The sequence below is a fragment of the Comamonas brasiliensis genome (genome assembly GCF_018292285.1).
Classification (GTDB): Bacteria; Pseudomonadota; Gammaproteobacteria; order Burkholderiales; family Burkholderiaceae_C; genus Comamonas; species Comamonas brasiliensis.
On sequence record NZ_JAANES010000003.1, the window covers coordinates 561256 to 573600 of the forward strand.

General features: G+C 61.9%; 9 protein-coding genes. 2 read left to right on the forward strand and 7 right to left on the reverse strand.

Annotated features, from left to right (window positions below; all coding sequences use genetic code 11):
- Positions 1–216 precede the first annotated feature (216 nt).
- The 3 genes from DJFAAGMI_RS15265 to DJFAAGMI_RS15275 all read right to left on the reverse strand — a co-directional run bounded on the left by DJFAAGMI_RS15265 (position 217) and on the right by DJFAAGMI_RS15275 (position 2580).
- Positions 217–993: an amino acid ABC transporter ATP-binding protein gene (locus DJFAAGMI_RS15265; protein ID WP_283245778.1), complete on the reverse strand. Its 777-nt coding sequence runs from the start codon at positions 991–993 to the stop codon at positions 217–219.
- The gene (locus DJFAAGMI_RS15270) at positions 974–1627 is read right to left on the reverse strand and encodes an amino acid ABC transporter permease (RefSeq protein ID WP_003058677.1); all 654 of its coding nucleotides are present in this window, start codon (positions 1625–1627) and stop codon (positions 974–976) included. Before DJFAAGMI_RS15270 ends, DJFAAGMI_RS15265 begins: the two co-directional genes overlap by 20 nt.
- 143 nt (positions 1628–1770) lie before the next feature.
- The gene (locus DJFAAGMI_RS15275; protein WP_211457755.1) at positions 1771–2580 is read right to left on the reverse strand and encodes an amino acid ABC transporter substrate-binding protein; all 810 of its coding nucleotides are present in this window, start codon (positions 2578–2580) and stop codon (positions 1771–1773) included.
- 267 nt (positions 2581–2847) lie between these two features.
- Here DJFAAGMI_RS15275 and DJFAAGMI_RS15280 point away from each other — a divergent pair, with 267 nt between their 5' ends.
- Positions 2848–3297 (forward strand): DUF3293 domain-containing protein, encoded by a 450-nt coding sequence (locus tag DJFAAGMI_RS15280; protein ID WP_211457756.1) that lies wholly within the window; start codon positions 2848–2850, stop codon positions 3295–3297.
- Positions 3298–3449: 152 nt separating this feature from the next.
- On the opposite strand, the gene DJFAAGMI_RS15285 is transcribed toward DJFAAGMI_RS15280, so the two are convergent.
- From DJFAAGMI_RS15285 to DJFAAGMI_RS15300, 4 genes are all read right to left on the reverse strand, one after another.
- Positions 3450–4925: a glutamate synthase subunit beta gene (locus tag DJFAAGMI_RS15285; RefSeq protein ID WP_211457757.1), complete on the reverse strand. Its 1476-nt coding sequence runs from the start codon at positions 4923–4925 to the stop codon at positions 3450–3452.
- A gap of 73 nt (positions 4926–4998) precedes the next feature.
- The gene (locus tag DJFAAGMI_RS15290) at positions 4999–9735 is read right to left on the reverse strand and encodes a glutamate synthase-related protein (RefSeq protein ID WP_211457758.1); all 4737 of its coding nucleotides are present in this window, start codon (positions 9733–9735) and stop codon (positions 4999–5001) included.
- A 182-nt stretch (positions 9736–9917) separates the two neighbouring features.
- Positions 9918–10625 (reverse strand): transposase, encoded by a 708-nt coding sequence (locus tag DJFAAGMI_RS15295; protein WP_211457759.1) that lies wholly within the window; start codon positions 10623–10625, stop codon positions 9918–9920.
- 78 nt (positions 10626–10703) lie between these two features.
- A complete protein-coding gene (locus DJFAAGMI_RS15300) occupies positions 10704–11540 on the reverse strand; it encodes an IclR family transcriptional regulator (protein ID WP_211457760.1) in 837 nt (278 codons plus the stop codon).
- A gap of 103 nt (positions 11541–11643) precedes the next feature.
- Between DJFAAGMI_RS15300 and DJFAAGMI_RS15305 the strand changes: the two genes are divergently transcribed.
- Positions 11644–12345, forward strand: a complete 702-nt coding sequence (locus DJFAAGMI_RS15305; RefSeq protein ID WP_003058692.1) for a 3-oxoacid CoA-transferase subunit A — start codon at positions 11644–11646, stop codon at positions 12343–12345.

A 12345-nucleotide genomic window follows, 5' to 3' on the forward strand; every position in this document is an offset into this window, starting at 1 on the left:
AATAGCCGCTCAAGAGAAAGCAAACTGGTATTGTGCCGACAAGCACGGCAAAAAGCTCGGGTTAGCCCCAAGTAAACATACATTCGTGAATGTTTCTTCAAGCCTTGGCCTGGATCATGGAGTCTTCACTCCTGTTTCAGGAGCTGTCAGCGCTTGCTGTGTATGCGCAAACTGCCTTTTTTGCGATATGAAACCGCATCGACAGCTGCGACTTATTTACAACATATTCTGCAGAAACGCCTTGGTGCGCTCATGCTGGGGCGCCGCAAAAAACGCCTCGGACGGGCCTTGCTCGACGATGTAGCCGCCGTCCATGAAGATGACGCGGTTGGCCACCTCGCGTGCAAAACCCATCTCGTGGGTCACGACCAGCATGGTCATGTGCTCCTCGGCCAGCTCGCGCATGGTGCGCAGCACCTCGCCGGTCAACTCGGGGTCCAGCGCCGAAGTGGGCTCGTCGAACAGCAGAATGTCCGGCTCCATGGCCAGCGCACGCGCAATTGCCACGCGCTGCTTCTGACCGCCGGAGAGGTGGTTGGGATAGGCATCGCGCTTGGCCGCCAGACCCACCTTGGCCAGCAGAGCCTCGGCCTTGGGGATGATGTCTTCGCGCTTCATGCCCTTGACGATGACGGGCGCCTCAATGATGTTTTCCAGCACCGTGAGGTGGGGAAACAGATTGAAGGACTGGAACACCATGCCCATCTTGCGGCCGATCTTGCGGATCTCGGCCTCGCTCACATACTGCGCCCTGGCCTCGCCCTCGGAGCGCGCCAGCACCGCACCTTCGATGCTGATGGTGCCTCGGTCAATCGTCTCCAGGTGATTGAGGCAGCGCAGGAAAGTGCTCTTGCCCGAGCCGGACGGGCCGATCACGGCCACCACCTCGCCGCGCAGCAAGTCCAGGGAGACGCCGCGCAGCACTTCGTTGTTGCCAAAGGCCTTGTGGATGCCCTGGGCGGAAATCATCACGTCAGGCGTCGTACTTGGCATATTTTTTCTCAAGATATTGGAAGCCCCAGGTCAGCACCAGGGTCATGATGAGATAGAAGGCCGCAGCCACGATGAAGGGCGTGAAGCTGAAGTCGCGCTGCACCACGCCGCGCGCCACGCGCAGCAGATCGTTGAGTGCCAGCACATAGATCAGCGAAGTGTCCTTGACCAGGGTAATGGTCTCGTTGCTGACGGGCGGCAGAATGCGGGCCCACATCTGGGGCAGCACGATGCGGCGCATGGTCTGTGCATAAGTCATGCCCAGCACCTTGGCACCTTCGTACTGGCCGCGGTCCACGGACTTGATGCCGGCGCGGAAGATCTCCGCGAAGTAGGCCGCGTAGTTCAGCGCAAACGCCACCACGGCGGCAGGAAAGTCGGGCAGGCGCACACCGATGTAGGGCACAAAGGGCAGCGCGAAGTACACGAACAGCAGCTGCAGCATCAGCGGCGTGCCGCGCATCAGCCAGATATAGGCGCCCACGGCGCTGCTCAGCGGCTTGATGCTGGAGATGCGCATCAGCGCCAGCGCCAGGCCCATGGGAATGGACAGCGCCAGCGTGATGAAGAACAGCTTGAGTGTGACAAGGGCACCAGCCGACATGGGCCCCAGGAGCGAAATTACATAGTCCATCAAATGGCCTTCAGTGTGGCGCTGCAGCTATCGAAAGCCCGCCACAGGCACGGGCGTGCGCAGGAGGAAGTGTTTGCACGCATTGTCGTCGCAAAAAAAACCGGCAATGCCAGGCATTGCCGGTGCAGTCCGTCAAAAAGGGATTAGTGCTTGATGACGTCGGCGCCGAACCACTTCTGGGCGATTTCAGCAGCCTTGCCGTCCTTCTTCATTTCGGTCAGCACGTCGTTGACCTTGTTGCGAGTGGCTTCGTCGTCCTTGCGGAAGCCCACACCGTAGTCTTCGGTACCGAAGTCCTCGGCCAGCACCACGTAGTTGTCGGGCTTCTTGTTGACGTAGTAGCGACCCACCACCTCATCCACCACCACCACGTCCAGACGGCCGGCCTCCAGGTCCATCATGGCAGCGATGTTGTCGCCGAAGAGCTTGGTTTCCTTGAACTTGTCCGACAGTTCCTTGTCCTTGGTCAGGGCGGTCACGGCGCTGGAGCCTTCCTGGGCACCCACGACCTTGCCAACCATGTCAGCCTTGCCCTTGATGGGCGAGCCGGCCTTCACGATGATGATCTGCTTGTTCACCATGTAGGGATCGGAGAACAGGATCTTTTCCTTGCGCTCTTCCAGAATGGTCAGGCCGTTCCACAGAGCGTCCACGCGCTTGCCCAGCAGCTCGGCTTCCTTGGCATTCCAGTCGATGGGCTTGAACTGCACTTCGATATTGGCGCGCTTGGCCACTTCACGGGCCATGTCGATATCGAAACCGACCAGCTCGTTCTTTTCGTCACGGAAACCCATGGGCGGGAAGTTGTCGTCCAGGCCCACCACCAGCTTGGCGGCAACCGCAGCAGGAGCGGGCGCAGGAACTGCAGCGGTGTTGCTTGCGGGCTCGTTCTTGCCACAGGCAGCCAAAATTGCAGTCAGGGCCACCGAGGCCAGCAGGGTACGTTTTTTCATGGCGTCAAAATTTGAAGTGGAAAAAGCGGAGACAGCAGGCTTTGTCTCCCGTCCGGGGCCACCGCAGCCGCTCCGAAGCCGGGCTGCCGCCAGCGCCGAATCCGCTATTGTCGCGCAGACGGGACAGAACGTCACTCGCCGGTCGCAAAACCATCACGACTTACGCAAAACAGGTTCAGGCATGACGGTTTCCTCAGAGGGCGGGCCGTTGTTGCATTCCTGTCTGCGCAAGTCCTCATCATGTGCAAGCTTGCCAAACTCCACACCATGCCACCACCGTCACCCGACACCAGCCAGCTCCCCGACGCCCTGCAGCAGGCCTATCGCAGCGCGCTCTACCGGGTCAATGCAGCCCAGGGCGCTGTCGCACAGACGCTACGCGCAGGTGAACACAACGACTGGCTCGGGCAACAACTGGGACGGCAGCTCATCCAGGCCGCCTGCTATCTCACGGCCTGCAATCCCTGGGGACAGCTCCTGGAGCCGGCAGAGAACGCCCGCCGCATGCGCGCCCTGCGCCAGGCTCTGGACAGCGAGGGCTGGCAGTATCTGGACGGCTGCGGCCAGGACCCGCTCGGCCATTGGCCTGCGGAAGACAGCGTGCTGATCTGGGGCATGGATGCCGACACGGCCCTGCAATGGGGCCGGCACTGGCAGCAGAACGCCGTGCTGTGGAGCGATGCCGACGCCCGTCCCCGGCTTCTGTGGCTGCGCTGACTTTTTGATAGCACCTTGCGCTTTACAGCAATCAAAAACCTATTGAAATCTATCTGAATTCTATTAAAGGCAAGCGCTTGCAGCTATCAAAAACAAAAGGCATTCCGGGGAATGCCTTTTGTGTGTTTTGTGTGATGACCCGCTGTGAATGATCAGCGAGGCAGTTCGCTGGCGCCCATCAGGAACTCGTCCACGGAACGCGCGGCCTGGCGGCCTTCGCGAATCGCCCACACGACCAGCGACTGGCCGCGGCGGATGTCGCCGGCGGCGAACACCTTGGGCACGCTGGTGGCATAGCCGCCGATGAAGTCGGTGCTGGCCTTGGCGTTGCCGCGTGCATCCTTGTCGACGCCAAAGGCTTCGAGCACGGTGGCAACCGGGTTCACAAAGCCCATGGCCAGCAGCACCAGATCGGCGGGCCAGACCTTTTCCGTGCCGGGCACTTCGCTCAGCTTGCCGTCCTTGAACTCGACCTGGACGGTGGTCAGGCTCTTGACCTTGCCCTTTTCGCCGCCGAATTCCTTGGTCGAGATCGCAAACTCACGCACCACGCCTTCGTCGTGACTGGACGAGGTACGCAGCTTGATCGGCCAGTAAGGCCAGACCAGGGGCTTGTTCTCCTGCTCGGGCGGCATGGGCATGACCTCGAACTGGGTCACGCTCTTGGCGCCGTGGCGGTTGGAGGTGCCCACGCAGTCGGAGCCGGTGTCGCCGCCGCCGATGACGATGACATGCTTGCCGTCGGCACGGATCTGGCCCTTGAGCTTGTCGCCCGCGTTGACCTTGTTCTGCTGGGGCAGGAACTCCATCGCGAAGTGCACGCCTTCCAGATCGCGGCCGGGCACGGGCAGATCACGCGACTGCTCGGAGCCGCCGGTCAGCAGCACGGCATCGAACTCGGCATTGAGCTGCTCGGGGCTGATGGTTTCCTTGGCCCAGTTGGTGACCTTGGAGTCCTTGCCCAGACCGTCCTTGCCGGCAATCAGCACGCCGGTGCGGATCTTCAGGCCTTCGGCCACCATCTGCTCGACACGGCGGTCGATCAGGCCCTTGTCCAGCTTGAAGTCGGGGATGCCGTAGCGCAGCAGGCCGCCTACGCGGTCGTTCTTCTCGAACAGGGTCACGTCGTGGCCGGCGCGCACCAGTTGCTGGGCCGCTGCCATGCCTGCAGGGCCGGCACCGACCACAGCCACCTTCTTGCCGGTCTTGTGCTTGGCAGGCAGGGGCTTGACCCAGCCTTCGCTCCAGGCACGGTCGATGATGGAGTGCTCGATGGACTTGATGCCGATGGCGTCGCCGTTGATATTGGCCACACAGGCAGCTTCGCAGGGCGCGGGGCAGATGCGGCCCGTGAACTCGGGGAAGTTGTTGGTGCTGTGCAGCGTGGTGATGGCGTTCTTCCAGTCACCCTGGTACACGAGGTCGTTGAAGTCCGGAATGATGTTGTTGACCGGGCAGCCGTTGTTGCAGAACGGCGTGCCGCAGTCCATGCAGCGTGCAGCCTGCACCTTGGCCTGATCGGTCGTCAGGCCGATGACGAATTCCTTGTAGTGCTTGAGACGTTCCGCAACGGGGGCATAGCCCTCTTCGATGCGCTCGTATTCCATGAAGCCGGTGGTCTTTCCCATGATCTTTAATCCTTGAAATCTGTGTTCGCTTGCAGTGCGGTGGCCGCCTGGCCGCCACCGCTTCGAGCCGTGTTTACTTGGCGGCTACTGCTTCTTTTTGAGGAGCTGCTGGCGCTTTCGCAGCTTGCTTTTCCTTCTGTTTGCGTTCAAAGATCTCGCCGAGTGCACGCTGGTACTCGGTCGGGAACACCTTGACAAACTTGGCACGCGCTGCGGCCCAGTTGTCCAGCAGATCACGGGCACGCTTGGAACCCGTCCAGCGGCTGTGAGCCTCCACCATATTGCGCAGCTGCTGATCGTCGCTCTGGCCGCGGTGCCAGATGCCGGGATCGACACGCGAGACAAACTCGTCGTGCGGCAGCACCTTCTCCAGCTTCACCGAAGCGGTGTTGCAACGCTCGGCAAACTTGCCGTCCTCGTCGTAGACATAGGCCACGCCGCCGCTCATGCCGGCCGCGAAGTTGCGACCGGTCTTGCCCAGCACGACCACGGTACCGCCGGTCATGTATTCGCAGCCGTGGTCACCCACGCCTTCGACCACCGCCGTGGCGCCGGACAGACGCACGGCAAAGCGCTCGCCGGCCACGCCGCTGAAGAAGGCTTCACCGCTGGTGGCGCCGAACATCACGGTGTTGCCCACGATGGTGTTGGTGGTGGTGGAGCCACGGAACTCATGGCTGGGATGCACCACCACTCGGCCGCCGGACAGACCCTTGCCGGTGTAGTCATTGGCTTCGCCGCTGAGGTTCAGCGTGATGCCGTTGCACAGGAAGGCACCGAAGGACTGGCCGCCCGTACCTTCAAAGTGGATGCGGATGGTGTCGTCTGGCAGGCCTTCGGCGTGATGCTTGGTCACCACACCCGAGAGCATGGCACCGACGGAGCGGTTGACGTTGCGCGCCACTTCCATGATGCGCACCTTCTCGCCGTTTTCGATGGCGGGCTTGCAGCGCTCGATGAGCTTGACGTCCAGCGCCTTGTCCAGCAGGTGATCCTGGCTGTCCACGTGGTAGCGGGCCACGTCGGCAGGCACTTCGGGCTGGGCGAACAGACGGCTGAAGTCCAGGCCCTGAGCCTTCCAGTGCTCGATGCCCTTGCGGGTGTCGAGCAGATCGGAGCGGCCGATCAGGTCGTCGAACTTGGCGATACCCAGCTGGGCCATGATCTGGCGCACTTCTTCGGCGATGAAGAAGAAATAGTTCACCACATGCTCGGGCTTGCCGGTGAACTTGGCACGCAGCACGGGGTCTTGCGTGGCCACGCCCACGGGGCAGGTGTTGAGGTGGCACTTGCGCATCATGATGCAGCCTTCCACCACCAGCGGAGCCGTGGCGAAGCCGAACTCGTCAGCACCCAGCAGAGCGCCGATGATCACGTCGCGGCCGGTCTTCATCTGGCCGTCGGCCTGCACACGCACACGGCCACGCAGACGGTTCAGCACCAGGGTCTGCTGGGTCTCGGCCAGGCCGATTTCCCAGGGACCGCCAGCATGCTTGATGGAGGACCAGGGCGAGGCACCGGTGCCACCGTCGTGCCCTGCGATCACCAGGTGATCGCTCTTGCACTTGGTCACGCCTGCAGCGATCGTGCCCACACCGACTTCGGACACCAGCTTGGTGCTGATGCTGGCGTGCGGAGCCACGTTCTTCAGATCGTGGATCAGCTGTGCCAGGTCTTCGATCGAGTAGATGTCATGGTGGGGTGGAGGCGAGATCAGGCCCACACCGGGCACCGAGTGACGCAGTGCACCGATGTAGTCGGAGACCTTGCCGCCGGGCAGCTGACCGCCTTCACCAGGCTTGGCGCCCTGAGCCATCTTGATCTGGATCTGGTCCGAAGAGGCCAGATATTCGGCAGTCACGCCGAAACGACCGGACGCGACCTGCTTGATCTTGGAGCGCAGCGAGTCGCCGGCCTGCAGTTCGATATCGGACTCGACCTTGTCCTTGCCGATGATGGAAGCCAGGGTTTCGCCCTTGCTGATGGGGATGCCCTTGAGCTCGTTGCGATAGCGCTTGGGATCTTCGCCGCCTTCGCCGGTGTTGCTCTTGCCGCCGATGCGGTTCATGGCAACGGCCAGCGTGGCATGGGCTTCGGTGGAAATGGAGCCCAGCGACATGGCACCCGTGGCAAAGCGCTTCACGATTTCCTTGGCCGACTCGACCTGGTCCACGGGAATCGCCTTGGCGGGGTCGAACTTGAACTCGAACAGGCCACGCAGCGTCATGTGGCGCTTGGTCTGGTCGTTGATCAGCTGGGCGTATTCCTTGTAGGTGCTGAAGTTGTTGGCACGTGTGGAGTGCTGCAGCTTGGCGATCACGTCAGGCGTCCACATATGCTCTTCGCCACGGGCACGCCAGGCGTACTCGCCGCCGGCATCCAGCATGGTTTCCAGCACAGGGTCGTCGCTGAAGGCGGCTTCGTGGTTGCGGATGGTTTCCTCGGCAATCTCGAAGACACCGATACCTTCCACGCGGCTGGCCGTGCCCGTGAAGTACTTGTCCACGGTCTCGCTGTTCAGGCCCACGGCTTCGAACAGCTGGGCGCCGCAGTAGGACATATAGGTGGACACGCCCATCTTGGACATGATCTTGGACAGACCCTTGCCGATGGCCTTCACATAGTGATAGATGGCCTTGTCGGCAGTGATGGGCGCAGCTTCGCGGCTGAAGATGTCGACCAGGGTCTCCATCGCCAGATAGGGATGCACGGCTTCCGCACCGTAGCCGGCCAGCACGGCGAAGTGATGCACTTCGCGGGCCGTGCCGGTTTCCACCACCAGACCGGCGGTGGTGCGCAGACCTTCACGCACCAGATGCTGGTGGATGGCGGACAGCGCCAGCAGCGCAGGGATGGCCACTTGCGTGGCGCTCATGTTGCGGTCGCTGATGATCAGGATGTTCGCACCGCCCTTGATCTCGTCCACGGCGTGGGCGCACAGCGAGGCCAGCTTGGCTTCCACACCCTGCTTGCCCCAGGACAGCGGGTAGGTGATGTCGATCGTCGAGCTCTTGAACTTGCCGTTGGTGCGCTTTTCGATATCACGCAGTCTGGCCATGCCTTCGAAGTCGAGCACGGGCTGCTGCAGCTCCAGGCGCATGGGCGGGTTGACCTGGTTGATGTCCAGCAGGTTGGGCTTGGGGCCCACGAACGACACCAGCGACATCACGATCGCTTCGCGGATCGGGTCGATGGGGGGGTTCGTCACCTGGGCGAACATCTGGCGGAAGTAGTTGTACAGCGGCTTGTTCTTGTCGGACAGCACGGCCAGCGGGCTGTCGTTGCCCATGGAGCCAATGCCTTCCTCGCCCTTTTCGGCCATGGGGGTCAGCAGGAACTTGATGTCTTCCTGCGTGAAGCCGAAGGCTTGCTGGCGGTCCAGCAGGGACAGCTCGGTCTTGGCTGCGGGTGCCTTGAAGTCGGCGGGGATTTCCACCTCGTCGAGCTTGATGCGCAGGTTCTCGATCCACTGCTTGTAAGGCTTGGTGTTGACGACGTTGGCCTTGAGCTCTTCGTCTTCGATCATGCGACCCTGCTCCAGGTCGATCAGCAGCATCTTGCCGGGCTGCAGGCGCCACTTGCGCACGATCTTGCTATCGGGCACGGGCAGCACGCCGGCTTCGGAAGCCAGGATCACCATATCGTCGTCGGTGATGCAGTAGCGCGAGGGGCGCAGACCGTTGCGGTCCAGCGTGGCGCCGATCTGGCGGCCATCAGTGAACACGATGGAGGCGGGGCCGTCCCAGGGCTCGATCATCGCAGCGTGGTATTCATAGAAGGCGCGGCGGCGCTCGTCCATGGCTTCGTGCTGCTCCCAGGGCTCGGGAATCATCATCATCACGGCCTGGCTGATGGGGTAGCCGGCCATGGTCAGCAGTTCCAGGCAGTTGTCGAAGGTGGCGGTGTCGGACTGGCCGGCAAAGCTGATGGGATAGAGCTTCTGCAGGTCTTCGCCCAGCACGGGAGAGGCCATCACGCCTTCGCGTGCCAGCATCCAGTTGTAGTTGCCGCGCACGGTGTTGATTTCACCGTTGTGGGCCACATAGCGGTAGGGGTGGGCCAGAGGCCACTCGGGGAAGGTGTTGGTGGAGAAACGCTGGTGCACCAGACCGATGGCCGAGACACAGCGCTCGTCGGCCAGATCGCGGTAGTAAACGCCCACCTGATCGGCCAGCAGCAGGCCCTTGTAGACCACGGTGCGGCTGCTCATGCTGGGAACGTAGTATTCCTTGCTGTGCTTGAGGCCCAGGTTCTGGATGGCGGCCGAGGCCGTCTTGCGGATCACGTACAGCTTGCGTTCCAGCGCGTCCTGCACGATGACATCGGCACCACGGCCGATGAAAACCTGGCGCAGGATGGGTTCCTTTTCCTGCACGGTGGGCGACATGGGCATGTCGCGGTTCACCGGCACATCGCGCCAGCCCAGCAGCACCTGGCCTTCGGCCTTGATGGCGCGCTCCATCTCCTGCTCGCAAGCCAGGCGCGAAGCATGTTCCTTGGGCAGGAAGATCATTCCCACGCCATATTCGCCAGCAGGAGGCAGAGCCACGCCCTGCTTGGCCATTTCTTCGCGGTAGAGCTGATCGGGAATCTGGATCAGGATACCGGCGCCGTCACCCATCAGAGGGTCAGCACCCACGGCACCGCGATGGTCGATGTTCTCGAGGATCTTCAATGCCCCCAGCACGATGTCATGGCGCTTCTGACCCTTGATATGGGCCACAAAGCCCAGACCGCAGGCATCGTGTTCGTTGCTCTTGGAGTACAGACCGTGGTCCTGGAGATACTTGATCTCGGCAGCAGTCGTCATGGGGAATCCTCTTATATCAATCGCGGGGAACGCAAGATTACGACATGACATGAAGTTATGCAATAAGTATTAATTGGGGTCAGATTCCAATTAATTACCAACTTTTTTTATTTGCATTTAATTGGGGACATATAAAAACAGAGAGAAGCAATCCAATAAAAACAAGGAGTTGGAAAAACTCCCTACTCCTCGTGCACCGAAGCTGTGCGTGCAGAAGGCCTGCCGGCCTTCTGCCGCTTCACGCGCCTCTCGGTTTTTTGTTGCAAATTTTCAATGAAATCAGGCTCGCCCAGGGCCCAGCCACGCAGTGCGGCATGGCTGATCTGTGCCTGGGTATCGGCATCCAGACCGGCCTCCACGGCCCTGACATAAGCAGCATCTCTGGCAAAGGGCGTGTTGCCCAGAGCCCAGAAAAGCGCGTGCGGGCTGATGAGCGCATCGCTTTGCAGGCCTGCGTTGTGCGCATAGCTGGACCAGGGCCAGTCCACCGCGCGCTGCACCAGCCCGTCGCGCACGGGGTTGAGATCCATGGAGACCATGGTGGCCATCAGCCATTGCTCGGCCTGCAGCACGGTGCAGCGGTAGCGCCCTTCCCAAAGAGTGCCGGTGCGCCCGTGCCGATTGTTGAAGTAACGCACATAGCTGCGCCCCACGGCCTGCATGAACTGGGGCACGCCCTGCTCCGTCCTGGGCGTCAGCAGCAGATGGAAGTGATTGGGCATGAGCACATAGGCATGCACATCGACCTCGAAGCGCCGCGCCATCTCGCGCATCAGATCCAGCATGACCAGACGATCCTGCGCGTCCACAAAGATCTCGCCGCTGTTGTTGCCACGCTGGATGATGTGGTGCGGCATGTTTGCCAGCGTGAGACGGGGAAGACGGGCCATGGAGCGGACTTGGACAGGGGCGACAGGGAAGGCGTTTCGGTCATTATGAAGCGTCGCGCCAGGGCCGACGCCCCCTCATCACAGATGCATGCGGCCCGAAGCGCTCAGCAACTGGCTGATGTGGCGCGTAGCGGCCAGCAGTTGCGGCAGCAGCCGCTCGCGCATCATCTGCTCGCTGGTGCGGTTGGCCTGGCCACTGATGTTGAGCGCCGCCACCGTCTGGCCGCGCGCATTGCGTATGGGAGCGGCAACCGAGATCAGGCCCTCTTCCAGCTCCTGGTTGAGCAGGGCCCAGCCCTGCTCGCGCACGCGGGCAATCTCGGCATACAACTCGTCGTCGCCGGTCAGCGTGTGGCGCGTGAAGGCGCGCTGCTCGCGCCGGGCCATCAGCGCCCGCAGTTCCTCCGGGGGCAGCGCCGCCAGCAGCACCCGACCCATGGATGTCCAGAAAGCAGGCAGTCGCGAACCCACGCCCAGATTGGTACTCATGATCTTGTGCGTGTGCACGCGCAGCACATAGACCACGTCCAGACCTTCGAGAACGGCGGCCGAGCATGACTCCTTGACCTCGTCCACCAGCGCCTCCATGGCCGGTTCGGCCAGATTCCACAACGGCGTGGAGCTCAGATAGGCAAAGCCCAAATCCAGGATGCGCGGAGTGAGTGCGTAGTACTTGCCGTCGCTGCGCACATAGCCCAGCGTCTGCAGCGTCAGCAGGATGCGCCTGGCACCGGCACGTGTCAGACCCGTGGCGGCAGCCACTTCGCTGAGCGTCTGCTCCGGCGCCCTGGCACTGAAAGAACGTATGACTTCCAGCCCCCGGGCAAAGGACTGCACATAGCTGTCGCCGGGCTTGAGCGGGCTCGCATCGGCCTCTCCAGGGGTTTTCCCTGATGTGGTTTTTACAGTCTCCATTTTCTTCATCCTTTCCTACAATTCTTTTAGCGAACAAATGTTCTATATGCGAACATTTTAGCGCCAATAGCGCAAGTCTTTGTAGAGAAAATTGGAGACACCCATGATCAACAAGATCGCCGACTCGGTCGCTCAGGCCCTGTCCGGCATTCAAGACGGCTCCACCGTGCTCATCGGCGGCTTCGGCACCTCGGGCATCCCCGGCGAGCTGATCGACGGCCTGATCGCCCAGGGTGCACGCGAGCTCACCGTGGTCAACAACAATGCCGGCAATGGCGACACCGGCCTGGCCGCCCTGCTCAAGACCGGCCAGGTACGCAAGATCATCTGCAGCTTCCCGCGCCAGGTGGACAGCTGGGTCTTCGACGAGCTGTACCGCAGCGGCAAGATCGAGCTCGAGCTGGTGGCCCAGGGCAATCTGGCAGAGCGCATGCGCGCCGCCGCCGCAGGCATAGGTGCCTTCTTCTGCCCCACGGCCTATGGCACCGAACTTGCCAAAGGCAAGGAAACGCGCGAGATCAACGGCAAGCACTATGTGCTGGAGTACCCGATCCATGGCGATGTGGCCCTGATCAAGGCCGAAAAAGGCGACCGCTGGGGCAATCTGACCTACCGCATGTCGGCGCGCAACTTCGGCCCCGTGATGGCTTCGGCCGCCAAGTTCACCGTGGCCACCGTGCATGACATCGTGGAGCTCGGCCAGCTTGACCCCGAATCCGTGGTCACCCCGGGCATCTATGTGAGCCAGGTGGTGAAGATCGAGCGCGTGGCCACCCAGGCCGGCGGCTTCAAGAAGGCGGCCTGA